Annotated in this window: 17 protein-coding genes; 11 read left to right on the top strand and 6 right to left on the bottom strand. The window is 44.9% G+C overall.

What is annotated here, in order from left to right:
- Window positions 1-375 precede the first annotated feature (375 nt).
- The 5 genes from AC3RV5_RS18445 to minE all read left to right on the top strand — a co-directional run bounded on the left by AC3RV5_RS18445 (window position 376) and on the right by minE (window position 6598).
- Window positions 376-2121, top strand: coding sequence for a purine-cytosine permease family protein (locus AC3RV5_RS18445; protein ID WP_489729044.1), 1746 nt, complete (start codon window positions 376-378; stop codon window positions 2119-2121).
- The gene (locus AC3RV5_RS18440; RefSeq protein WP_489729043.1) at window positions 2118-3620 is read left to right on the top strand and encodes a mannitol dehydrogenase family protein; all 1503 of its coding nucleotides are present in this window, start codon (window positions 2118-2120) and stop codon (window positions 3618-3620) included. Before AC3RV5_RS18445 ends, AC3RV5_RS18440 begins: the two co-directional genes overlap by 4 nt.
- Before the next feature lie 1118 nt (window positions 3621-4738).
- A complete protein-coding gene (gene minC, locus AC3RV5_RS18435) occupies window positions 4739-5470 on the top strand; it encodes a septum site-determining protein MinC (protein ID WP_489729042.1) in 732 nt (243 codons plus the stop codon).
- Between the two features lie 67 nt (window positions 5471-5537).
- Window positions 5538-6350, top strand: coding sequence for a septum site-determining protein MinD (gene minD, locus AC3RV5_RS18430; protein ID WP_489729041.1), 813 nt, complete (start codon window positions 5538-5540; stop codon window positions 6348-6350).
- Window positions 6347-6598 carry a cell division topological specificity factor MinE gene (gene minE, locus AC3RV5_RS18425; protein ID WP_489729040.1) on the top strand — a complete coding sequence of 84 codons (252 nt, stop codon included), beginning with the start codon at window positions 6347-6349 and terminating at the stop codon, window positions 6596-6598. The genes minD and minE overlap by 4 nt, the downstream gene beginning before the upstream one ends.
- 104 nt (window positions 6599-6702) lie before the next feature.
- On the opposite strand, the gene AC3RV5_RS18420 is transcribed toward minE, so the two are convergent.
- Window positions 6703-7629: a transporter substrate-binding domain-containing protein gene (locus tag AC3RV5_RS18420; RefSeq protein WP_489729039.1), complete on the bottom strand. Its 927-nt coding sequence runs from the start codon at window positions 7627-7629 to the stop codon at window positions 6703-6705.
- A 636-nt stretch (window positions 7630-8265) separates the two neighbouring features.
- Here AC3RV5_RS18420 and AC3RV5_RS18415 point away from each other — a divergent pair.
- The 3 genes from AC3RV5_RS18415 (at window position 8266) to AC3RV5_RS18405 (ending at window position 13623) form a co-directional block, all read left to right on the top strand.
- On the top strand, window positions 8266-10149 hold the full coding sequence (locus tag AC3RV5_RS18415) for a propionyl-CoA synthetase (protein WP_489729038.1): 1884 nt from the start codon (window positions 8266-8268) through the stop codon (window positions 10147-10149).
- A 234-nt stretch (window positions 10150-10383) separates the two neighbouring features.
- Entirely contained in the window at window positions 10384-11307 is a 924-nt protein-coding gene (locus tag AC3RV5_RS18410) for a sulfotransferase domain-containing protein (protein WP_489729037.1), read from the top strand.
- A 234-nt stretch (window positions 11308-11541) separates the two neighbouring features.
- Complete coding sequence (locus tag AC3RV5_RS18405) at window positions 11542-13623, top strand: S9 family peptidase (protein ID WP_489729036.1); 2082 nt, start codon at window positions 11542-11544, stop codon at window positions 13621-13623.
- A gap of 185 nt (window positions 13624-13808) precedes the next feature.
- Here the strand turns inward: AC3RV5_RS18405 and AC3RV5_RS18400 are convergent, their stop codons facing one another.
- The 4 genes from AC3RV5_RS18400 to AC3RV5_RS18385 all read right to left on the bottom strand — a co-directional run bounded on the left by AC3RV5_RS18400 (window position 13809) and on the right by AC3RV5_RS18385 (window position 18666).
- Window positions 13809-14996: a DUF1533 domain-containing protein gene (locus AC3RV5_RS18400; protein WP_489729035.1), complete on the bottom strand. Its 1188-nt coding sequence runs from the start codon at window positions 14994-14996 to the stop codon at window positions 13809-13811.
- A gap of 564 nt (window positions 14997-15560) precedes the next feature.
- Entirely contained in the window at window positions 15561-16658 is a 1098-nt protein-coding gene (locus AC3RV5_RS18395; RefSeq protein WP_489732206.1) for an alpha/beta hydrolase family protein, read from the bottom strand.
- 24 nt (window positions 16659-16682) lie between these two features.
- The gene (locus AC3RV5_RS18390) at window positions 16683-17567 is read right to left on the bottom strand and encodes a helix-turn-helix domain-containing protein (RefSeq protein WP_489729034.1); all 885 of its coding nucleotides are present in this window, start codon (window positions 17565-17567) and stop codon (window positions 16683-16685) included.
- A 73-nt stretch (window positions 17568-17640) separates the two neighbouring features.
- A complete protein-coding gene (locus AC3RV5_RS18385; RefSeq protein ID WP_489729033.1) occupies window positions 17641-18666 on the bottom strand; it encodes a fatty acid desaturase in 1026 nt (341 codons plus the stop codon).
- A gap of 195 nt (window positions 18667-18861) precedes the next feature.
- Between AC3RV5_RS18385 and AC3RV5_RS18380 the strand changes: the two genes are divergently transcribed.
- Window positions 18862-19041 carry a hypothetical protein gene (locus AC3RV5_RS18380; RefSeq protein ID WP_489729032.1) on the top strand — a complete coding sequence of 60 codons (180 nt, stop codon included), beginning with the start codon at window positions 18862-18864 and terminating at the stop codon, window positions 19039-19041.
- Between the two features lie 402 nt (window positions 19042-19443).
- A complete protein-coding gene (locus tag AC3RV5_RS18375) occupies window positions 19444-21231 on the top strand; it encodes a dipeptidase (RefSeq protein WP_489729031.1) in 1788 nt (595 codons plus the stop codon).
- A gap of 181 nt (window positions 21232-21412) precedes the next feature.
- Here the strand turns inward: AC3RV5_RS18375 and AC3RV5_RS18370 are convergent, their stop codons facing one another.
- Window positions 21413-22009: a hypothetical protein gene (locus AC3RV5_RS18370; protein ID WP_489729030.1), complete on the bottom strand. Its 597-nt coding sequence runs from the start codon at window positions 22007-22009 to the stop codon at window positions 21413-21415.
- Window positions 22010-22607: 598 nt separating this feature from the next.
- Here AC3RV5_RS18370 and putA point away from each other — a divergent pair.
- Window positions 22608-26399, top strand: coding sequence for a bifunctional proline dehydrogenase/L-glutamate gamma-semialdehyde dehydrogenase PutA (gene putA, locus AC3RV5_RS18365; RefSeq protein WP_489729029.1), 3792 nt, complete (start codon window positions 22608-22610; stop codon window positions 26397-26399).
- Window positions 26400-26477: the final 78 nt, after the last annotated feature.

Genomic DNA, 26477 nt, shown 5'->3' with positions numbered 1-26477 from the left:
AAAAAATTAACGAATTGCATTCCCTAGCGTACTGGTCCTCACCTTTTTTAGTTTTTATCTAATTGAAAATTATATGTTTTCATTCGTTAGTCAGACAATGCCCCTGCTTTCTACAGACTCACCTATCAGGATTGGCGACCTTGTTTATAGGGTTTGGCCATTAACAAAGAGTTGACAAGTTATGTTTAAATTTGGGAATATGCCCTTAAAATGAGCATATGCTCATTTTATTGTCAGGGATTAATCTGGAGTGTGGGTCGGTACAGAGTGATGTTGTGCAGACTCTGTGAAATCCATTCCTAATAAGTGAGTTGCGAATAACTCGGTAAATGGGTTCAGCGCGGGCATAAATCGACAGCAGGTTGGGTAAATAATATGACGTCACAAATGCAAAACATCAATATCGGGAATATTAGCGAAGAGCAGCTACCTATTCCCAAACACAAGTTAAAAGGGTGGTCACACTTTTTGGGGCTTTACGCCGGTGAACATGTTGCCGCAACAGAATTTGTGTTTGGTGCGACCTTTGTTGCACTCGGGGCTACCATGACCGACATCCTGTTAGGTTTGTTAATTGGTAATATTTTAGCGGTACTGAGCTGGACCTTTATCACCACCCCTATCGCCGTAGAAACCCGGTTAAGTCTTTATACTTACTTGCAGAAAATTGCAGGTGATTCAATGACCAAACTCTACAACTGGGCAAATGTCATCATCTTTACTGTGATATCCGCTGCCATGATAACGGTGTCGGCCACTGCGGTGCGCTTTGCCTTTAATATTCCCGCCCAGCTCAATTGGTATCCCACTAACCCTTGGTTTGTGATGATAGTGCTGGCCGTGGGGGTCATAGTGGTATTGGTGGCTATGTACGGCTTTACCGCGGTATCTAAATTCTCGGGTATTTGTGCTCCTTGGTTGCTCGTGATGTTTGTCAGTGGTCCACTTATTTTAATGCCTGCATTGGCGGAGTCGGTGATTGGTCAAACAAGTTTAAGCGGCTGGGCTGATTTTATGCATATTGGTAGTGTGTCCGTGTGGACGGGGCTTGATTCTTCCGGGGAGCCAGGCATTGGTTTACTAGAAGTTATTGGCTTTTCCTGGGCGGCGAATACCATCACCCACGTAGGCTTGATTGATATGGCGCTATTGCGTTATGCCCGTAAACGTTCATACGGGTTGTGTACCTCTGCAGGCATGTTGTTTGGTCATTATATTGCATGGATTTCAGCAGGTATCATGGGCGCCGGCACTGCCATAATCGTACAAAAATCTATTGTTGAGCTAGACCCAGGTGACGTGGCCTATCACGCACTAGGTTTGTCTGGCCTGGTAATTGTCATTGTGGCAGGTTGGACAACCGCCAACGCTAATTTATACCGTGCGGGCTTAGCCGCTCAGGCCATTTTCAAATCTCATTCACGTAACAAAACCACCTTTACAGTGGGCATAGTCACTGTGTGCATCGCGTGTTTCCCGTTTGTTTTTACCAAATTGTTACCGCTTTTGACGTACGCAGGCCTGTTGGTTGTGCCAGTGGGCGCCATAGTGTTCGCTGAACATTTTATCTTCCCGCGCATTGGCTTTACCCGCTATTGGGTTGCATATCGTCAGTTGACGCACAGCCGCCCAGCTGTAGTTGCCTGGGGGGGAGGGCTAGTTTTTGGTTTTGGTTTAAACGCACTAGATATCTTGTCTTTTTACTACCTGTTCATTCCTACCTGGTTCTTTACTATCATCGTTTACACCCTAATGGCTAGACGCCACGGTGCTGCCGAGGCGTACCCAGAAGAGCAAGCTAAAATGGAAGCTTTTGACGAGCGGGTTGAGCGACACCAGGCAGCCCAAGCCGATCTTGAGCCTGACGTAATAAAAGATGTGTCGAGGTTGACTAAATTATTACGTGTTGCCTCTATCGCTAGCTTGTTGGTCACCTTCTTACTGGCGTGCAACACCATGTTTTTCAGTGCAGATATCTATGTATATGAAAGCAACCGCGACCTGTTTTTTAGCGTCGCCTTCGTTTGCACACTCATATACTTTTTCTGCGCATATTGGGCTATGCAGCGTAAAGAAATAAAAGCTGTTAGCTGGGATCAGGCTTTAGGACAAATCAAATGACTATTAAAGATACTATTTTATTGAATCAAATTAATTTAGCTGCACTGCCCGAGAGTATGGCAGTTCCTAACTATGATCGAACTCAAGTGACCTCGGGCATAGTGCATATTGGAGTGGGGGGCTTTCATCGTTCACACGAAGCCTTTTATACCGACGAATATATGCAACAAAGTGGTGATTTAACATGGGGCATTTGCGGTGTTGGCTTGCGTGAAGCCGACCGTAAAATGCAGTCCATTCTCAAAGAACAAGATTATCTTTATACCTTGATTGTTAAGCATGCAAATGGCCAAGTAGAAAATCGGGTTATTGGCTGCCTGACTGATTTCTTGCTTAGCTGTGATGATCCACAAAAAGTCATCGATAAAATGGCCAGCCAAGAGACCAAAATTGTCTCGCTAACCATCACTGAAGGGGGCTACAATTTTAATTCGGTGACAGACGAATTCGATTTTGAGCACCCTGATGTTATTCATGACTTAAGCAACCCTCACAACCCTCGTTTGGTGTTTGGTTATCTGGCAGGCGCCCTTAAAAAGCGTAAAGATGCCGGGCAAAAGCCCTTTACGATCCAGTCTTGTGACAACATTCTGCATAACGGCAACATGACCCGTAAAATGCTGTTGGCTTATGTGGGTAAGATTGATCAGGATTTAGCCCAATGGATAGCCGCCGAGGTGAAATTTCCTAACGCTATGGTGGACCGCATCACCCCCGCAACAACGCCAGCGGATATAGCGTACTTGGCTGAAGAGGTCGGGGTACAAGATAACTGGCCGGTGGTGTGTGAACCCTTTATTCAATGGATAATTGAAGATAAGTTCAGTGATACACGCCCACTTTGGGAGCAAGTCGGCGCGCAGTTTGTTGGCGATGTCACGCCTTATGAAAAAATGAAAATTCGATTACTTAATGCAGGGCATTCGGTACTGGGTATTTTAGGCTCAATTGATGTGCAAGACACTATCGATTGCGCAGTACAAGAGCCACTGTTTAGACGTTACCTGCGCCTGTTTATGGACAGTGAAGTCACGCCTATTCTTGAACCAGTTGCAGGCATTGAGTTAGAACAATATAAAGACGTATTGCTCGAACGTTTCTCGAACCCCAATATTAAGGATAACTTGTCACGCATATGCCTCGAAAGCTCCTCAAAGGTTGCGACTTTCTTGATCCCCACTTTGCTTGAAAACTTAAGTAGGCAAGGCAAAATAGAGTGCGCGACTTTGGTTCTGGCGGCTTGGTGTTATTACAGTGACAAACAAGTGAACCTAAACGGTAAAGCTCTGGACATAAGCGATGTCATGGCTGATGAGTTGCACGAAACTGCGCAGCAGACAGCTAAAGATCCGTTGGCGTTTTTGCAGCTTGAAAGCATTTTTGGGGAAGTGAAGTCACACAAGCGATTTGTAACAGAATATCAAAAGCAAATCGAATTTTTGTATGCCCATGGCAATATAAAAAGCCAAATGCAACAGGTCGTTGATCAGGCCAGCTAAGGCCCGTGACCCAGTTTCCCGGACTATTCAACTAATTGAAAAGTCTGGGAACCGCGTACTCCCCACTTAAACCCTTGTATATTGCCCGCCAGGGCGCAATCTAATTATCTTTCAAACCTTGTAACTGACCTCGTCGTAACTGACCTCGTCCATCTTCATTTCAGCAGTAAGCAAAGACTGATGACATGTTCACCAAACTCACAATTAAAAAAGAGATTAAATGTCAGATTTACTTAAAGATTTACAATGGCGTTGCAACCAAAAAAGTTTGACTCAAGCGAAGTGGTTCCTGGATAAAGGGGTCTGGATAAAGGGGTCGGAGTGAATTTCACTCATGGATAAAGGGGTCGGAGTGAATTTCACTCATATTCACTCCGACCCCTTTATCGATATTCACTCCGACCCCTTTATCGGACCCCTTTATCGTTCACTCCGACCCCTTTATCGTTCACTCCGACCCCTTTATCGTTCACTCCGACCCCTTTATCGTTCACTCCGACCCCTTTATCGCTTTATCGACCCCTTTATGGTGCCTTCTCTTCGTGTACTGCTGGCCACATAGGTATTGGGATAAACCGGTATACTGCGAAATTCAGAATAGTCACTACCAGGGCGGTTAAGTCTTAATAAACACGCTTAAGGGGCAATTAACACCCTGATTTTGTCGTTTATTTCCAAGCCATTTCGGCTAATGATGCCTTTTTATTTAAAAATACCTGCATATGGCCAGCTAATTTGCTCCGTAACCCGTCGGGTAAACTCTGTAAAAACTTATCAGGCTTTGGAGCATAGGTGTTCTGTTGGTAATTTAACGTCAGGCACTAGCTTATCAAGTTATGATATTGGGGGCATGACGAAGTTAATTTTAAATAATTTATCTGTAATGGAACTTTTATATCTCGATATTTTCTGTTAACACAGCAATAAGTCAGTTATTTTTGCACGTGCGTAATAAATTTATCAATCTGGTGTTGGTTTCGTTTCCTGATATTGAGTCTATTTGCTAAAGTAGCGCCCTGAAAAAGTTGCTTTTTGATTAATCTTCTCAGCTGTTTGCACAGCTAAGGCAGACGGGTTAGCGAGTGTATCGGTTTTTATTAGTAGGTTAAGGTTGCCCAATGGCAAATGTTTGTTTTCAGATGAAAGGCACCGCTTTCACGGCGGTTGTAATGGATCTTTACGATTATTCAGCGGAGCGGTTTTTTGAGCAGTTAAAGCAAAAGATTGATTCCGCACCGCAGTTTTTTAATGCATCTCCTCTTGTGCTCAATCTGGCTGCCTATGAAGGTGAGCTTCAGGCTGAGCAACTAAATCAAGTTGTCGGGTCCTGTCGTGAGCTAGGATTGCAGCCGATTGCCTGTAGAGCGGTGGCCACAGAGTTGGCATCAACCGTCATGGGGTTAGGTTTGGCGTGTTTACCCGCTGCAAAAACCCGGGCGACTGAAATTCAGGTTGAGCGCGCTCAGGCCGAACCCATTCAGGCCGAACCCATCCAACAAGTTGTTGGGAAAGCGGCCGTTTTTCGCCCCAGTAAAGTTATTACCAAACCGGTTCGTTCTGGACAGCAAGTGTATGCAGAAGGGTCGGATCTGATTTTAATGGCAGGGGTTAGTGAAGGAGCTGAAGTGTTAGCGGATGGCCATATTCATGCTTATGGCACGTTGCGTGGGCGTGCTTTGGCGGGTGTTAAAGGCGATACAGATGCACGTGTTTTCTGTCGTCAGATGGAAGCGGAATTAGTTTCTATTGCTGGTTATTTTATATTGAATGAAAAGTTGCGTGAGCAGTGCTGGAAACAAGCAGCACATGTATTTTTAGAGGGTGAATCCATTCAAGTTGCCGCTATTTAGCATTAGGCACAGTGCACACCAATGTGCACAGAAATGGGTTGATCAAAACAGGTAACGAGGAATGGTAGTGGCGAAAATTATTGTAGTGACGTCAGGTAAAGGTGGCGTAGGTAAAACAACGTCGAGTGCTGCGATTGCAACAGGCTTGGCGCTGCGTGGTTTTAAAACAGTCGTGATTGATTTTGATGTAGGTTTGCGTAACCTTGATTTGATTATGGGCTGCGAACGACGTGTTGTGTATGACTTTGTTAACGTGATAAACAAGGAAGCCAGTTTAAATCAGGCGCTGATTAAAGATAAACGTACGCCGGGCTTGTTTATTCTGCCTGCATCACAAACACGTGATAAAGATGCTTTATCTATGGAAGGCGTGCAAACCGTTTTAACTGATTTGGCTAAGGACTTTGAATATATCATTTGTGATTCACCTGCAGGTATTGAGCAAGGTGCGATGATGGCGATGTATTTTGCAGATGAAGCCATTATTGTCACTAATCCAGAAGTCTCTTCTGTACGTGACTCGGATCGTATTATTGGTATTTTGCAGAGCAAGTCTCTCAAAGCAGAGCAGGGCGGCTCAGTTAAAGAGCATCTGCTATTAACGCGTTACAACCCGGAGCGTGTAGCGGCAGCTGAAATGCTCAGTGTGGCAGATGTTGAAGACATTCTGGCCGTGCCTTTATTGGGTGTTATTCCTGAATCAGAAGCCGTGCTAAAGGCTTCGAACCAAGGTGCGCCGGTTATTTTAGACCAGGATTCTGAGGCAGGTCAGGCGTATCTTGATGCGGTATCGCGGTTATTGGGCGAAGAAGTGGAACACCGTTTTCTTGAAGTACAGAAAAAAGGATTTCTAAAGCGACTACTTGGAGGTAAAAAGTGAGCATTTTTAATTACTTTTTAAAGAAAGAAAAAAAGAGTTCTGCGTCAGTTGCTAAAGAGCGTCTGCAGATCATTGTTGCGCACGAACGTAATAAGCGTCAGCAGCCGGATTACCTGCCACTGATGCAGAAAGAGATCATGGATGTGATCCGCAAATATGTGAATATCGATGAAGATCAAGTTACCGTGCAGTTGGAGAACAGTGATGATTGCTCCGTATTGGAATTGAATATTACGTTGCCTGAATAGTTCACTAAATTAAAAAGGGGTCGGAGTGAATAAAGCAATGAATTTCACTCCACCCCTTTTTGCGTCCCCTTTTCCCCAATGGCGTAACTCAAGGGAGTTTTAGGTCAGCGAATCAAATTGTCATCGTCCACAACATCATTAATAGCATACTTTGCAATTATTTTTTTGATCGCAACAGCGCTTTGTTCAGGCAAATACCGAGTGTGTGCTTCGATAAATTCAGGATCTGAATACAGCGTTTTCACGACTTTATTAATCGTTGCTATTAATCGTCGACTTTCAGGCGAGTCACTACACCAAAATCGCCCTGCAATGTACTTTGGATTACCTGCTATAGGGTAGGAACGTACATCGTGTGTCAAGTATTCGTCAGAGCTTCGTTGAAGTTCAACCGGAAAAACAATGGCATAATCTGTTCTTTTAAATGCGAACATTTTCATCGCCGAATCGAAATAGGAGCTATTAGAAATAGGAATGTTTTGATTTCTATTTAATTGTTTAAGATCCTTATCAATTTTTTCACCAAACGAAAAATCAGTAGGTGTGAGTATCGTTGACTCAGGTTGTGAGTTTATTACAGCATGGATACTTTTCACTGCTCCTTGCTTATCTAAAAACGCGTCAGAAATGGGAGGCAATTCTGTTAATTGGTAAAGTCGTTGGGCTTCAAAAAAATTAACTGGCTTCGAGAATAAATATTTTTTTTCTCTTTCCGGAGTTTTAATTTTATTAACAATACATACTGCTTTGCCCGCATCCATATAACTAAGGGATCGAACCAGAGGCACATTTAGCACGGTAACGTTCCAATCTAGACGCTGGATAAGTAGTTTTATCGTATCGACACTTGCAGATACAGGTTGAGCGGTAAAATTAATATGTCGAGTAATATTATTGTCGTCAGAATGCAGCTCTAGTCCCTGGGGAAATGGAAATGTGGGTCCCAAGCTGGCTGCTATGGCATTAAAGCCGGTAACGGCTGTCAGTAAAATTGTTACGACAGAACAAAATGTAATCGATAGTTTAAGCATTTGTTACGTCATCATTTATATACAGGTGTATAGAGCGTCTTATATTGCACACACTACTGCATTTAAACAACTGACCGAAGTTTAAATGCAAGTGTCGAACATGTATCACTCAACCAGGCAAGCTTTATCGGCGGAGACGTTTACAGATCATTCTGCCGATGATTCTGTGATCTTATACCGAATATAGAAAAAATCATAAGCTTCTAATGACTCTGTAACTGAATCTGTGGTGCGACACGATGTTGTGCCTGTGATTATTTCGTCTAATTGTTAAGGTTGGGTATGAAGCCAATTGTCTCATTAGTAGTTCCCCATTCGGCTGTGCGTTAACGGTAACGTTTAGGGGCAAAGCGCTGATGACAATGTAACCACGGGTAACCTGTGAAGGTGATACCGAAATTGCTGGCCACCAAAGAAATTAATGTACTACGACCCCTTTTTCTCGCCCCCTTTTTCGATAAATCCCCCCTCGCAAAACCGATTGCTAACAGCCTCATTTTCACCGGACAATTGACTATATTTAACGTAATACGCTTTCATGTGGGTAATAGCAACGACTATCAGCCCAAGGTCTTATATTCTTATTTTGTCGACAGTTTTATAGTTAGCACAATATTTCAGATAGAGAGATAAAAAATGGATTATGCCACTAAGCACAGTAATTCAACCAATTCGCCGGATACATACTGGAAAAAGCAAGCAGAGCTGGTTGCCTGGTATAAAAAACCTGAAACAATATTGTCGACAAATAGTGATAATTGGACTGACTGGTATGCTGACGGGGAGTTAAATACTAGTTATCTTGCCCTCGATTACCATATTGAACAAGGCCGTGGCGACCAGATAGCACTTATTTACGATTCTCCCGTGACTAAACAAAAACAAAAATTCACTTATCATGAGCTTACCGAGCAAGTTGCCAAATTTGCTGATGTATTGCGTTCAAAACACATTGAAAAAGGCGATCGGGTGCTTATTTATATGCCGATGATCCCGCAAGCGGCAATAGCGATGCTCGCGTGTGCTCGGTTAGGTGCCATTCATTCTGTTGTTTTTGGTGGTTTTGCCGCCCATGAACTGGCCGTACGGATAGATGATGCCCAACCTAAAGTGATTGTCAGCGCCAGTTGTGGTGTGGAAATTCAAAAAATTGTTCCTTATAAACCCTTAATCGATCAAGCTATTCTGAGTGCGAATTTCAAACCCCGTCACTGCATTATTTTTCAACGAGACATGGTTGTAGCGGATTTGCTAGAAGGTCGGGATCACAGCTGGCAAAATTTAATGGCAACGGCCGTTCCTGTGCCGCCAACGCCGGTAAAAAGCACCGACCCGCTTTATATTCTATACACCTCAGGCACCACAGGAAAACCTAAAGGGGTTGTGCGTGACAATGGTGGCCACGCTGTTGCCATGCTTTATAGTATGAAGCATGTATATGGTATGCAAACCGGTGATGTATTTTGGGCCGCCTCAGATGTAGGGTGGGTGGTGGGTCATTCATATATTGTTTATGGGCCGTTACTGGCGGGTTGTAGCACCATATTGTATGAAGGAAAGCCAGTCAGAACGCCTGATGCCGGTGCTTTTTGGCGAGTGTGTGAAGAATATAAAGTTAAGGCACTTTTCACTGCACCCACCGCTTTTAGAGCGATCGCAAAAGAAGATCCAGAGGCAACATTGATGAAGGCCTATGATATGTCTTCATTAGAACGTTTATATTTAGCCGGTGAGCGTTTAGACCCAGCAACATATCACTGGTTAAAAGACAAAACACAACTACCTGTTATTGATCACTGGTGGCAAACCGAAACGGGCTGGCCAATTGCCAGTATTCCACTGGATACCAAACACCAAGCAACTAAAGCAGGATCTGCGGGTTTTCCCGTACCGGGCTATAAAGTTGAAATTTTAGATGAGCAAGGCCAACCCGTTGCTGCTAATCAACAAGGGTGTGTGGCCATTAAGCTACCGTTGCCCCCAGGATGTTTAGCGACAATATGGCAAAATCCAGCCCGTTTTAAAGCAGGTTATCTGACTGCTCAACCTGGTTATTATGTTACCGGTGATGGGGGCTATATTGATGATGAAGGGTATTTATTTGTCATGGGTAGAACCGATGATGTGATCAATGTGGCGGGTCATAGACTTTCTACTGGTGAAATGGAAGAAATCTTAGCCGATCACCCGGCGGTTGCTGAATGTGCGGTAATCGGTATTTTTGACAAACTTAAAGGGCAAGTGCCACTAGGTCTTGTGGTTGTCAAAAACGGTATTAGCCAAACAGATGAGGCGTTAGTTGCGGAACTTAAAGCAAGGGTTAGAGCCGAAATTGGCGGCATTGCCGCACTGAAAAATGTATTAGTTGTGCAAAGACTGCCTAAAACCCGATCGGGCAAAATTCTCAGAAAAACGCTGCGCCAAATGATCGATGGTGAAGAGTTTGTTATCCCATCTACCATTGAAAATCCAGACGTTTTAACTGAACTTTATCCTATCTTGAAGACAGTCAATAATTGAGTGCGACTAGGATACCCAGCAAAATCCCGTTGTTTATAAAAGGGGCAGATCCCAATAAATTAAAGGTTATATTTAAGTCAATCCCTAAAAATATTTCATTCTTAAGAAATTAATGTACTACGACCCCTTTTTCTCAACCCTGACTTAGCACCATGAAAGCCCTTTTATCGTCTTTTATTCTGCTGTTTTTTTGTCGATGAACTATGCTTAAATGCCGAACTTGAGTATAGCGATATGAATGAACAACTAGAAGCTGAGGCCCCGCCAAGTGGCCCCCCTTGGATACAACCAGCCATTCAACAGCAAATAACCTGGCGTGATGGCGATATTGTTATTTCGGTTCCAGTCAAAAGTGGCACCACATGGACAATGAATATTGTTTATCAGTTACTTACTGGTGGTACGGCGGATTTTCAAGACGTTTATGCTGAGGTGCCATGGATCGAATTTCTGGGTCACCCGGAGCAGTCTTTTGAGGACGTACTGGATCGATTGGAGCGGATGCCTATAGAAACCCGACGGGCCTTCAAGACCCACTCTGCACCACCGAATGTTCCGTTTCAAAATGAGGCGACCGGCAAAGATGTCAAATACATAGTGGTGTTTCGTAATCCCGAAGAAGCGTTGGTATCTTTTTGGCTGTTTATCGGGCAGCACACCGATGCCTGGTTTGATCTTTGGCAGGTGCCGAAAGAGGCCTTATATCGTCCAAATTTCCCGTCTTTCTATTTCGAAGTGATTGATGCCAATAAAATGCAGGGCATGTTTTTTGGTTTTCTGGCTGCCTGGTGGTCGCTACGTCACTCTCCCAACGTGTTGTTCTTGCATTTCTCAGATATGAAAGACAATCACGAAGCTGCGATCAGGAATATTGCGGGCTTTCTAGGCATTGAACCGACCCCGCAGCAGTGGCCAACGATCTTGGAATACACGTCTTTCCGATGGATGAAACAGCATGAGGATAAATTTGAGGCTAGCTCCGCAGGCAAGATCCCTATTCTGAATAGCGGTGCCATGATCCGAAAAGGTCTATCCGGGCAGGCTAATACCGACGGCATGACCGATGATATTGCACGTCATCTTCGCCACGCGGGGAAGCAAATCTTTGCCGATAAGGCCGCGCTGAACTGGTATTACCATGGTGGTGACTTACCCTAGCGTTGAGTGTGAAAAAGGGGAATGATACAAATTAATTAAGAGTTATATTTAAATCAATCGCTCAAAATTATTTCAGTTTTAAAAAATTTAATCTAGTACAGTCCATTTTTCATGAACCCTTTTTCATGTGCAAATTCACCTAGACTTCTGGCCAATGGGCTCCTATTGTGCCCATATTCGCGCTGAAGTGTGACGGCACATTTGTAGGAAGCGAGAAACCAGAAGGACAAAGCGATGAATTACCAACATATCTTGATGGCAGGCTTATTGGTCCTGCTTGCAATAGGCAGCGCCGCTGCAAAAGAGGACGAAGCTCAGTCGAAACGCTTCACGGCGGATCGCGTCTTCGACATGGAATATGCCACTGATCCGCAAGTTTCCCCTGATGGAAAGACAGTCGCCTATGTGCGTCATTCCATGGACAGAATGACGGACCGGGATACAGGCCATATCTGGATCTTCAACCTTGTTGATGGCGGCAACCGACCGTTAGTGACAGGCAGCGCCGGTGCTGAAACGCCGCGATGGTCACCGGATGGCAGCCGCCTGATCTACACGACGACGATCGAGGGTAAACCTCAATTGCGGGTATTGTATGTGGATAGCGGCCGCAGCTTTTCGTTGGCGCAATTTACCGAGAATCCGTCAGAAGCGGTGTGGTCACCGGATGGCAAACATATGGCGTTTAGTATGTTCGTAAACGGTGACAAACCAAGCTTTGCCAAGGCCCCAACCCCACCGGAAGGCGCGAAGTGGAACGAGGGCGTGAAGGTTATAGATGATCTGACGTTCCGATTCGATGGTAAGGGTTATCTGCAAGACGGCGCGACACAAGTGTTCGTTTTGCCAATCGATGGGGGCACGCCGCGTCAGGTGACGTTTGGCGAAGCTGATATGTCTTCTCCCGCTTGGCTGGACAATGACACCTTGCTCGTCTGTGGCAACGCGGCCGAAGACCGGGATTTGGACCCGATTGAAAGTGAGATTTATGCAGTAGAACTGATGAACTTGTCGGTGCGACCGCTGACCAGCCGTGATGGCCCTGATCACGCCCCGGTTGTTTCGCCAGACGGCAAAACCATTGCGTATCGCGGCTTTGACGACAAGACGCTGTCTTACCAGCAGGACGAACTGTACCTGATGAACGCCGATGGCACGAATATGCGAGCACTGGCCGCCGACTTCCCGGGGGCAATTGGCCAGACTTTGTGGGCGCCAAATGGCAAGAGCCTGCTGGTTCTATCGGAAGATCATGGCGTGCTAAGCCTATTTAATATCGACCTGAATGGCAAGACCGCACAAGTTTTGACTGGTATTGGAGGCGGATCTATTGGTCGGCCCTATGCTGACGGTAGTTTCTCGGTCAGCAGCAGCAATAAACCGATTATCGCCTATACGCAAGGCTTCACGGATCGCCCGGCAGAAGTGGGTGTAGCCGGCATGTCCGGAAAGAATTCGCGGGTGTTGACTCAGCTCAATGCCGATGTATTACCCTACTTGGACATGGCTAAAATTGAGGAAATCAAGGTTACCTCAAGCCATGATGGAAAAGAAATCGAAGCCTGGGTTGCCTTCCCGCCGAACTTTAAAGCCGATGGCAGCTTCCCGCTAATTCTCGAAATCCACGGGGGTCCCTATGCCATGTATGGGCCATTCTTCGCCAGCGAGATCCAGCGTTATGCAGCACAAGGTTATGTCACGGTCTGGTCGAACCCGCGGGGTTCGACAGGTTATGGGGAGGAATTCGCGCTCGAGATTGATTTGGCGTATCCCGGCCATGATTATGACGATCTGATGAGTGTTGTTGACGAGATGGTGGCGCGTAAGTATGCCGATCCACAGCGCCTGTTTGTGACCGGTGGTTCCGGCGGCGGGATTCTCACGGCCTGGATCGTGACCCAGACCAACCGATTTGTGGCAGCCGCATCCATCAAGCCAGTAATCAACTGGATGACGATGGCATTAGCGGGGGATATCGCGCAGGTTGTGCGGCGTCACTGGATACGCGCCGATCCTTGGTCAAACCCAGAAGCCTTCCTGAAACATTCACCAATCCGCTATATTGATAAGGTAGTGACACCCACACTTATCATGGTGGGTGAAGAAGATTATCGCACACCAGCCTGGGAGGCTGAACAATTCTATACGGCGCTGACGATGCGCGGCGTCGATACAGCGCTGATTCGAGTACCGGGATCGCCGCATTATATTGCCTCACGTCCGAGCCGCCTTATCGCCAAGACGGACAACATTATGGGCTGGTTCGCCAAGTATGATCCAGCGAAGAAGGATGGGGACAAAGATACTACCAAATAGTAGGGCGTCACAACCGACAAATAATTAATTCTGGACACCCTCGCCGAGCGCGAGGGTGAACTAGCACGAGTGAGTCCAACGTCTCATTCCAGCACACTGGCCTGACTCTACTAATTACTATTAATGAAACGCCAATTTACCAAATTTCATTAATACCTCGCAAAATGGCCCTGAATTATTTGCCTCTACAATTCTTTCGACTCCGGATAAAAAACTCGCCAATTACTTGATAACTTAAGCGTAAACTGGTCGACGGTAATATTAAAGCGCTCAGATGAACCAATAAAACGCGTATTGTCCCATTGGTTTACCGATATCAAGACGATAAGATTGTCTCCCGATTGAAACATACCAACCGGCACTTTGATTTGCAGAGGATTTTCTTGCCAATCTTTCCCATCAAGGGTTTGGCCGTTTATTATTATCTGCGCAATCTGATTTGCTCGGCCAATACTCAAGCTAACGACTTGCGGCTCAACTGCGAAATGCACAGATTTTCTAGCGATTAAGGTTTCGCTGTTAGGTAATCCCTCCAGTGAGGTTAAATCAACCAAGGACCAAGATGAATCATCAAATTGCTGCTGCAAAAATTCGGTTTTGATTAGACTGGAAACGCTCTGTTGTTCTATTGCCACTGATTGCAGAAGTTTCGGTTCGCTGATAACGTCAACTAGATCAGGAGTACTTGAGTTTTGCGCCACCGTTTCGCTTGCGGCAACTGGCTTTTTTTTGATATCAGCTCGCCCAATAATAATCCCCTCGATCGTTTTAAGATCTGTGCCATCAGTGACATTTAGTTGAAATGGCCCCCCGGCCCCTTGAGCCGGCATGGTTGCTTGCCATTGCCCATCGCGTCCAGCTTGCACTCTAGCCATAGTGGCCGTTTGCTGATCTTTAATGAGTTTTATATCTACAGTCCGGCCTGGTTCTGAAAACCCGCTTATTTCAATGGTTTCACCGGGTTGAAGGACCATATCATCATTTAAGCGTGTTGATAGAATAAGGCCTCCCGTTTGGTTACGAGCCAGGTGATCAGATTGTCCAATAAAAATATCATTTACTACTTTTGACTGCTCGCCATCAATGATTTGAAGTTGATATGGGCCACCTGGAGCTTGACCAACCAGTGATACCTGCCAATTACCGTCTCTATTTACCAACACTCTGGCCATACTGACTGTTGTATTATCTTTCACTAACTTGATGTCTAACGTTCGTCCTGCAGGTGCCTGGCCAATAATATCAAGCACTTTATAAGCGGGCAGTGTTACCCCGTCGAAAAGGCCTTCCCCCAAGACAATATCATTCAGCTCTTCCCCTTGGGCCTGCCGAATGTTGCTGAAAATACAGCCCAGCAACATTAATACTGTCATGCTTTTTATCCACCATAACCCATTGTTTTGTATGGTGTTGTACTTCCGCATTCTATTCGTTCCCTTTGTGCATACCGCCAAGTAAATACCTCAGACGGTTCTTTTAAATTTGTTAAGCATAAAAACTGAGTAAACTATTTGAATAAAGAATAGGGTGCAATTAATGCGAGAATAAGCGCGGCAAAAACTAATTTCGCCACTTAGCAGTGATAGTAACTAGCTTGCTCAGTCGGTTACCAAACCTTAGTTATTCGTTAGTATACTAGGTCTACAAGCAAGTTTCGTACCTAAAATGAAAAAATAAAGGGGCAGTATCAGATTAACATTTATGCCCGTAATGTTTATTTGCTTGTCTACTTTTTCTCTACCCGGTTGACCGACCTCGTTTACTTGGCGATAAGGTTTTCCCGTCAGCGCTTCAACTTGGGCCGTAAATAGTTAATGTACTACGACCCCTTTTTCCCGGATTCTTTTGGGCAATTACTTATGCTACGTGCTCTGCGGCGGCATTGTTCTTGTCGTGGCTGCCTGGGGATGTAATTTTACAAAAGGTCATGGAGGGCGCTATATTCCTTGACGATAAATAAACCCAAAAATATGACCAAGAATTTGCTTTTGCATGGCTTTTCTATCAACACCTTCACGATCCTTACAAATTGCAACACCTTGCGCCTTTATATCCAAATCGCAACTATCGATATACACAAAATGACCGGCGTCTTGCGCTACACCAATTAATTGAGAATTGGGAATATGCTCAGCATAGAATTTAGCATGGGCATTAAAGGGTAAAAAATCGTTATTAACTGAACCTATGAGCAAGGTAGGAACTTCAATTTTAGCGAGGCTTTTTTCATTCGTTGCATGACCTAACGCCGGGTCTAGAGCAATAACAGTCACAATCCGCGGGTCTTGCATCTGCTCTTGTAACTTACCAATTTTTAGCTTCGTTTCATCGCTCATTGGTGTGCGTTTTTCTTGAGCATCATATTGGCACCCGCGATCGCCTTTAGATTGCTCTGATTGGCAATAACGTTCAGATTTACCTGCTTCTAAACGCGCGCCAGCCATGGCAAGGGCGGTAAATCCACCCGAAGAATGGCCCAACATCACCACGTTATTTGTTACTAAGGGCAGGTTGAACAGCCCCTTATTATCCAAACTATCAATAACAAAACGCACCTCTTGCGGACGCTGCCAAAAGCGTGCAACTACTGTGGGATCAATGTTGTCTTGGCCATACACCCAAGATTCACCAAAGTGGGCAACGCCCGCCACTAGCCAACCTTGTGAAGCCAGTGCGTATCCCAACCAATTCATTGATTGTGGTGCACCAAAGGCTCCGTGGGAAATAACGGCAATCTTATTTTTCTGTTGGGTTGACTTTAAGCAAATTTGAGCATCACAGTTTTGCGCACTTGCCTGATACCAAACTTTCACTTTCATTGGCCGTTGGTTAACGTTATCAAACAACTCGATATCCTTAGTGGCGAGTTGTGCAGTGCCCTGTGCTGCAGCTGTACCATGGCAAACAACAGCGATAAACAAAGCCAAGCAACTTAGGAAAGTGAATTTTGCATACATAATTATTGTCTCGTTAATTGAATTCTGAACATTATATGGGGGAATCTCAATCTCTACTGTGCAGAAAGTGCGAAACATCAAAGTTTGTTGAATTGATCCTGCTTAATGTTTCTCAATGCTCTTTGCGACAGAAAAATACAACTCAGTTATTTGCTTTTCTGGCGCAACCGTTTGCGGACTATTAATGTACTTCTGAACTATTTGCTGATCTTTCAGTTTGATATTATTCGGAATAACCCATTGCGCATATATCTGCGATATCGTTTGCCACATAACGTCGTGCGGCCCGTTGTGGATGAAACAAGCCCAGCATCCCGCATGCCATTTAAATACCTGCAATTCTTCCCTGCACGTGTTTAAGCCATTGACAAAACCCGCAAAAAATTGACTTTCAGTCTGTTCACCTACCCAGGGGTTATCAATTGACACCCCAATGGGCTGAAGGGTTGCAAATCCTAGTGGCTCAGCCATATTTGTTAAACGTCCATAGAGCGTACTGGCCACCTGGTTAAAGCTTTGTTTGTTAAAGCCTTTACCTGACAAGCCATAGATGTCCCGTGCTGGCAATTCCACCCACGTCGGTTGCAGTTGTTTGTCAAAAATATATTTTTTCGGTGGCAAGTTGCCGCCGCGCTCATTAGTCGGAAACTTACCTTGCATAACATCAGAAGGAGTAACAGCAAATATTTTTTTGAAAGCCCTCGTAAAAGAGGAAGGCGAGTCGTAACCCACACTCAAAGCCACGTCAATTATATTATGATGACCTTGTTTAATTAAATAGAGCGCTTTTTCCAATTTGCGGCGCTGTATGTAGTCGCCTAATTGGTATCCGGTGGCAGATGAAAAAATACGATTAAAATGATACTTGGAAAACCCAGTATAAGCGGATAACTCATCTAGGGTAATTACCCCTTCGCAATGGTCAAAAATGTATTGCCCAACTTGGCTAACTATCTGTGCATACTGCTGTTCTGTTGTTTGAATCATTGGTGAAAGAGCATCCATACTTGAAAACTGAAAAAGGGGTCGGAGTGAATTTCATTCGAGACAACATCCTTGCTTATTCGACATGAGATACCCTGCGATTGTTCGTCACAAAAGTGCTTAAATCATTGTGGCGCACACCTTGTTCGCGCATCACTTTATGGGCTTTGTTTGCCACCATTTGGCGTAAATAAAAGGGCTGACTCACCACAAAATGATGGATCGAATGGGTACTGCCAAAGTTGCAGCAAAACAACTGAAGGGGCATAAAATACCAACGATCGAGAATTTGAGTCTGCTGCAGCAGGTTATGCACATTGCCATAATAATGCATATTGGATGTTATAAAGTTTAAACAAGCGGAGCGTATAACATTAGGCACGATCAGCACCACTACGGTGAAATCAATGCCATCCATCAATAGTACTAACCAGCCTGGATAAGCTACTCCGGTAATCCCGCCGAATAACGCATCGTAGGTGTGGAATATCAAAAAAACATACCAGGTTAAAAAATACAGACTCGCCAGGGGAAAGGTGGCTCTGAGTAATTTTCGCGCCGAAAAGTTGTCTACTTCCCGGCGTAAGACCCGGTGACGTAGGCACAGACCCAGTAAGCCATCAAACATCACCACAAAACGGCTAACGCCATAGGCGATACCATTGCCTACCAAGCGTTCTTCCACATCCTGACTGGTGCCTGAAACTTTGTGATGCAGCAGATGCATATCGCGCCTATACCAAGGGTTGACGGTATTAGGGCGCATCAGCCAGGTGAGTAACATCATTACATTATAAATGGCGGGGCTGTCGCGAAAATATTGACGATGGATCAGGTCATGCTCAATTTCATGTGACAGTGAGGCACCAAGGGTTGCCACAACAATACATGCCCAAGGAGGGATCAGTTCCAGATAATATAAATAACCACTGCTAAGCATTGCCACTAGCGCAAACAATAATATACCCATTCCTAGCCAGTTCTGGTACTGCAATATGGGGTAACGCTGGCGCCAATAGTGTTCTTCGGTGCGAATAGCCTGAATTATTAGGCGGCTATGTTGTTGCGTGGATATTTCATCAAGCGCGTTGTTTACTTGCATATTTTACAGCTCTAATGGCGCATGACGATATCCTACTCTACCAAAATTTTTCTGAATATGTATTGATAGCCGCACCTTTTGTAATGGTTAGCGCGCCTTGTTTATGCCTTTGACCTTAACTTGTTTTGTATATACATGTGATATATGGTTGATAGACATAAATCGGCAGTTAGCTAGCTAAGTCAGGGGTTGACGTTGGGTAAAAAAACGACCAAAAAGAAAAACAGTCAGTTGCTTATCCGCATTAATGATCAGGAAAGGGCGACGTTTATTAGCCTTTGTAAAGACCTCGATACTAGCGCAGCACGGGAAGTTCGCCGGTTTATACGCGAATTCATTGCATCTCACGGTAAACCGCCTGCCAAAGGCGGTTAACCGGCAAGAATTCTGTATAGCCCCGTTAAAGGAGAAGCCAAATGGCAAAAGCAAAAACACTTAAAAAAGAGATCAAAGCCCGCAAAGCAAAAATTTCCAAGCATGAGAGCAAGGTGAAAAAGCTCAAAAAAGCGTTGAAAAAAGCTAAATAAAACCGATGGGTGCAGCGCACCTGTCGTGTTACACCTTTATAAGCAGCCATTAGGCTGCTTTTGTTTGGGTGGCGTTTACCTTGAGCCAGTAGCCCTGGATAAGGGGGTTATGTATACAACCCGTATGCATATCGTTACTGAGTTTGGCTGTACTTACCTATTTTTTTGTAGCAAAGTTTAGATTACTTCTGAGTCACGATATGATGGTCAGCTGAATTATTATAAAAATAAAAAAAGGGAGAAGGTACTTTTGAATATTTTGCTAAAGGCTGGCTTGATGCTGGCAATGGGTTTTGCGAGCGCGATTTATGCTGAAACGCCAGTGGCGAGCCTGCCAGTGGCGAACGTGTCGGCGGATTTGTCGAGCCGCATCATCGAGAGCGCCAATATACAAGCTACAGATAAATTTGATGACTTTTTGGCCCAGTTACTTACCTCAAAGGTTATCACTGCGAATGGAGATGCCGAGCAAAAAGATGCCTTGTCTATCGCCATTAACAAGTATCGGGCCAACAAAACCCTGGATGCGTCACAACTGCATGTGCTGCAGCGTTTGTTAGGGATATATACCCGGGTCAAACACGGCGACGATGCCATAAAGACCCTGGCCCAACTGGTGGCTATTCCTACCTTTAACGTGTCAGATGTGGCGCAGCATGACAACCCAGAGTTCCATAAAATGGCCGAGGCGATAGCCGCTATTGCGAATGATTTCAACCTGGCATTTCGCAATATTGACAATCGGGTGTATGAAGTCTCCCTCAAAGGTAATTCAGAAGAGGTGGTAGGTATTCATGCTCATGCTGATGTGGTGCCCGTTACCCCTTCACTTTGGGTGCTGGGAGATGGCACTAAACTTGACCCTTTTCACCTCACCCGTATTGGCGATCGTATGTATGGGCGAGGCACTGAAGATGACAAAAACGGCATAGTGGTGTCTCTGTATGCCATGAAAGTGATCCAGGAAGAAAACATTCCTTTGCTGCGCAATATTCATTTATTGATTGATACTACCGAAGAAACCTCTTCAGAAGCGATCCCCTATTATTTTGCCCAAAACCCCACTCCCAATTACAACCTGGCCCTGGATGGCGGTTATCCGGTGGTGATCGCAGAAAAAGGCTCAGGCAGCGTGATGGCAAACTTTGCCGTGCGTGCAGGGCAAACCAATAATACCACCAGTGCTGAAATTGTGGGTATTACCGGTGGTTTAGCCATGAATCAAATACCTGGGGCAAGTGTTGCTACTATTACTAGCCCTGAAGCTGGGGTGCTGGTAACCAAACTCAATCAATTGGGAATTGACTTTATTGCCGCCAACGGTGGTAATTTTGCCATTACTGCTATTGCGCACAACCAAGGGGTAAAACTCACCGTTGAGGGGGTGTCTGCCCATTCATCGGAGCCCGAGTCCGGGGTGAATCCGGTGTCGCGCATGTTTGCTTTTATTGAGTTTATACAGCAGCAAAATGCCCTATTTAAGCACAACCATATAACCGATGCCGCCACTTATATTGCTGCCAACTGGGGACTGGGCTCGCTTGGCGAAACCCTGAGCATTGATTATGCCCATGAATTTATGGGGCCACTGACCAACGCCGTCACTTTTGTTGAGCTTGACGATGCTAACCTGCAGCTAGGGGTAAATTTACGATTGCCAGTGGGGCGCGAAGTCGACACATTAAAACAAGATATTGCGAGCAAACTAAGTGTGTGGCAAAAAGACAGTGCTGTAGAGGTGGATTTTAAAATTGCGATGCGTGAGCCCATGTATCGTAACCCCAAAGGTCAATGGGTGAATGCATTGCTTGATGTGGCCACAGAAAACTTGTCTATGCCTCGTGAGTTTGGCTCATCTAGTGGCGGCACCTCTGTGCATAACTTACCCAATGGTGTGCAGTTTGGTCTGGCCATGCCCCACGAAAAATACTCCGGGCACAATGCCAACGAGTTTAAGCGCGTAGAGCAGTTTTTACTCGACCTGCAAATTATCACCGAAATGATTGCCCGAGTAGGGCAATTACCCAGCCTGGAATGAACCGATTTGCCGTTTAGCTGATTGCTCAACCATTGCCTGGCTCTTGCCTATGCCCTCGAAGGCGGGCAATTACACCGAGCAAAAATAGAAAGGGCATCACCTTGTGGCTAGCGCACAGGTGTAGTACAAATAAAAAAAGCTACGCTTCATGCGTAGCTTTTTTCAACGATAAGATAAATAATTACGCTTTCACGTTACCGATATAGTTAGCTACGTCAGTCGCTTGGCGAGACTGAGAGAACTCCGTCAAACCTTGGCCTGAACAAGTCACATTGTTGCTATCTAGTATCAAGCTCAATACTTCGTCTGTGGTACCCGCCAAAATACCTACTTGGCTTCTTACTGAGTGTTTAAATAAGTCAACATTATTAGTCACAGCGGCTTTACAGAAGTTAGCAAAACTTCTGTCGCCAATAAATTTGTATTTAGATTGTTGGATTTGTTCAGGAACCGTAGCGCTATCAATGAGCGACAATACCTTAGGGGGATTTCTTTCTTGAGAAAAAGTCACTAAATCTTGATCTGCACAAGAACTGATCATTGCGTCTAAAACGGCATCTAAGGTCTGGCTTTTAGTAACGGTGAGTGCACCCGTTTGTTGAGCGACATTCTTTTTGAATAAGTCTACGTTGTTCCTAACGATGGCTTTACAGAACCCGGCAAATTCAGTATCTCCCACAAGTTTAAATTGTTTGCCACCTTGCATAGCGGCGACAGCATTTAAAGAAAAACAAGCGCAAGCGGTAGCGACAACAACAGATAAAAGTAACTTTTTCATATTCAAGACCTCGGTAGTTTTGTGGTGTGCGGGCGAGTTTTTGATCCACTCTTGAAATTAATGGTAATTTAATTACAAAATTTTGTTGTTTTTTTTGTGTGGGATAATGATTAATATTATGTTAAATCGATATTTTTATAGATTAATTAAGGTTAGATTATTGATTTTAATATGTATTTTATTTTTTTATATATCTTTATGCTAGGTTTATAGATTTAAGTGGTCTGTATATTTTTGTAATAAATTTACTAAAAGTGTTTTAAATATTACAAAGTGGATGGGTGTCACCAAAATAGCCGGTTTTTTAGACTAAAACGCGCCTACCTATTTATTTTTTGACGCTTTAGCAATCATTACTTACCGAAAAAACACGCGGTGACGATCAATTTTAATCTTTATATAACCTGCAACTTTTCCTCTATAAATAGCGGTAAACACGTAGTGCAAAAACGGACAGCAGACTTTGCTTATTTTTCGGGACTTTAGGTGCCACAAACATTGTCGCCAGTGGTTGCTGTCTATATACTGCGCAGCATATTAAGTGGGCTTGAAAAAGACCATATCTTGAGTTTCATTTTCCAGCTATTTGGAGTTGCATATGTTGTTTGACGGTAACCTAGTCACTGAATCAGCCATTCGTCAAAAAATTCGCGATTTTTATCGAATTGATGAAAATCTTGCCGTTGAACATATTCTGCCAGATGCAGAAGTTAATATGCGTGCCCGCAGCCGTGCTTGGGAACGAGCGCGTAAAATGGTGCTGCAAATTCGCAATGATCAGGAAGGCACAGGTGTCGTTGAAGCGCTTCTTAATGAGTACTCCCTATCCTCAGCTGAAGGCGTGGTATTGATGTGCCTGGCAGAAGCGTTGTTGCGGGTACCGGACAAAGGTACCCAAGACAAATTGATCAGCGATAAGTTATCCAAAGGTCAATGGAGCTCACATTTAGGCAACAGCGACTCATTGTTTGTTAATGCATCATCTTGGGGCCTGCTATTAACCGGGGGCTTGGTTAATTATGCCAATCAACAAAATCAATTTGGTTTCCTGAAAAAAACCCTGGGTAAGGTTGGCGAGCCTGTTATTCGTAAAGCCATGAACATAGCCATGAAGGTTATGGGCCAACAGTTTGTTATGGGTGAGACCATAGAAGATGCGGTGCGCCGTGCTGAAGAGAAAGAGCGCAAAGGTTATGTTTATTCTTATGACATGCTCGGTGAAGGTGCCAGAACCCAAAAAGATGCCGACGATTATTATAATGCGTATGCACAAGCCATAAAAGTGATCGGCAAAGCTGCAAAAGGTAAAGGCCCCAGAAAAAGCCCCGGGATCTCAGTCAAACTATCTGCCATTCACCCACGTTATGAATTTACCCATCGAGACAGGGTTATGGCGGAAATTCCCCCTAAACTCAAACAGTTGTGTCTACTGGCCAAAGAATATGACATAGGGTTGACCGTCGATGCTGAAGAATCAGAACGTCTGGACATCTCGCTGGATGTTATTGAACAAGTATTTAGCGATCCGGACTTAACTGACTGGGACGGATTTGGTTTGGCTGTGCAGTCTTATCAAAAACGTGCGCTGTATGTTATCGACTGGTTACGGGAATTGACCGAAAAAGTCGGTCGCAAGATGATGGTGCGACTGGTCAAAGGCGCCTATTGGGATACAGAAATCAAAAATGCCCAAAAAGATGGTCTGGAGCACTTCCCGGTGTTTACCCGTAAGTCGTCTACTGACGTCTCATATCATGCCTGCGCCAACCGTTTATTGGATTATCGCGATACTATCTACCCGCAATTCGCTACTCATAACGCTTACACAGCGGCGGTTATTATAGAATTGGCTGGTGATGACAAAGAGGGATTTGAGTTTCAATGCCTACATGGTATGGGTGACAGTCTTTATGATCAAATCGTCACAGTTGAAACTATTCAATGTCGCATTTACGCCCCTGTGGGGGAACATGAAGATTTATTGGCTTATTTAGTTCGCCGTCTGCTCGAAAACGGAGCTAACTCTTCATTTGTCAATGCCATAGTCGACGTAACACGCCCAGTAGAGTCTATGCTGGAAGATCCGGTTGAGAGAACCCAACGGCTAAAACACAAATATAACGAGCAAATTCAAAAACCGATTAATCTGTATGGCAACGAAAGAGACAACTCAAAAGGTCTGGATGTCACCGACATTAATCAGATCACGCCCCTTAAGGTTTCAGTTGACCGTTGGTGTGCAGAACATTTACTGACTGAAGATCAAGTGCCTGAAGGTTGTCATGCGGTACGTAATCCAGCCAATTTGGATGAAATAGTCGGTTTTCATCGGTTCGATACCCAGCAACAAATGTTGGATAAATTAACACAGACCCATAATGCGTTTGCCAGTTGGTCACAAACGCCAATGACCGAAAGAGCCGATCTGTTGCGCCGCACTGCTGATATCCTTGAACGTCATATGGATGAACTTATCGCCCTGTGTATAAAAGAAGCAGGAAAGGTCACGTCAGACGGAGTAGACGAAGTCCGCGAAGCCGTAGATTTTTGCCGCTATTATGCCGCCCGGGCCGAAGAACTCGCAGAAGATGACAGATTAGCCCCTCGGGGCGTGGTGTTGTGTATTAGTCCGTGGAATTTTCCCTTAGCCATATTTTTAGGCCAAGTGGCCGCAGCCCTGGTAACCGGTAATACGGTTATTGCCAAACCCGCTGAGCAAACCAGTTTAATTGCCTTAAGAGCGCTGGAGTTAATGGAGTACGTTGGTTTACCTGCGGGCGTGGTGAATGCGGTTATTGCATCCGGGCCAGATGTGGGCGAAGCCCTGTTACCAGATGAGCGCATCAAAGCCGTTATGTTTACCGGTTCAACCGTTACCGGTAATGTTATTGCTAACGCCTTGGCACAAAGAGGTGGTGAACAGGTCCCTCTGATTGCCGAAACGGGTGGTCAAAACTGTATGATAGTTGACTCAACTGCCTTGCCTGAACAAGTGGTTGACGATGTTATCGCCTCGGGCTTTCAGAGCGCTGGCCAGCGCTGTTCCGCACTTAGGGTTTTGTTTTTACAAGAAGAGATCGCCGATACCGTCACTGAAATGTTGATCGGTGCACTTAAGGAATTAAGTGTGGGTGATCCTGGCTATTTGGCAACCGACATAGGCCCGGTCATCGACCAAAAAGCTTTATCTAACTTGCAAGCCCATGCCGAAGATATGCAAAAAAATGCGACCTTGTTATATGAGTGCAAAGTGCCAGCCAATAAAGGTACGTTTTTTGCGCCCAAGCTTTATCAAATTGCCGATATCTCGGTGCTAAAACGTGAAGTATTTGGCCCTTGTGTACATATAGTGCGCTTCAAAGCCGAAGATTTGGAAAAAACAGTAGAGAAAATCAATTCCACCGGATTTGGTTTAACCATGGGTATTCATACCCGCATTGATGTCAGAGCCCTGGAACTAATTAAACTTTCTCGTGCAGGTAACGTATATGTTAACCGCAACATGATAGGGGCCATTGTGGGGGTGCAACCTTTTGGCGGGCGAGGTCTTTCAGGTACCGGGCCTAAAGCCGGTGGGCCTAATTACTTGCCGCGCCTGATGGTTGAAAAATCGACTCCGCGCCCTGTTTCTGAGCTGTCACCAAAGACTGATAAAGCTCTGCAAAGTAATGAAGAGGCCAAACAACAAGCCATCCAGTTTATGAAAAATGCCCGTGATACCGAGCATAAATGGCGGTTAACAGACTTAAACACCCGTATCTCATCGGTCCGTCAATTACTCGCAAAAATTGCCCAAGTAGGCATAGTCGAAGAGTTGGCCGAAGATCTAAATTCCACCTTGGCCGCGGCTCGCTCTCAGTTGATCAGTATTGAAAGACGTCTGAAAAAACCTAAAGTATTGCCTGGCCCAACCGGTGAATCCAATGTTTTATATTTGGAACCCCGGGGGATTTTGGTCTGTTTCGCCGATAAAGACGTGACCTTCGAGTATTGGACGCTTTCAGTGGTGACCGCTCTGGCAACGGGCAATGTGGTAATTTCAGTGGTGTCTGATCTGTTTTACGCTGAAGCGCTTGAATTCCGCGAACAGTTTATTGCCACCGGTGCGCCTGAAGGTGTATTCCAGGTGGCTAAACTGCATCACCTACAAGCGTTGTTGGGTGAAGAAGCACTGGCAGGTGTGGTAATAGAAAGCAAAAGTGATCGTTCAAGTTATATGGTGCAAATGTTAGCCAAACGCACAGGTGCAATATTACCGGTTATTACCGCTGAGTATAACGATCACTTGATCCAGCGCTTGTTAACGGAAAAAACTGTCAGTATAGATACCACGGCTTCTGGTGGTAACACTTCACTGATGACGCTGGTCGAAGAAGAAGAAGACGAGTAAGATTACCGCTATATAAAGTGCCCCAATAGGCGCGTTACCGACTGTTGAATAACTTTGTTGAATAACTCTGTTGAATAA

Source organism: Paraglaciecola sp. IT1134 (assembly GCF_058068185.1).
The sequence above is the reverse complement of the archived record's forward strand: the minus strand, read 5'-3'. Positions and strand labels throughout refer to the sequence as shown.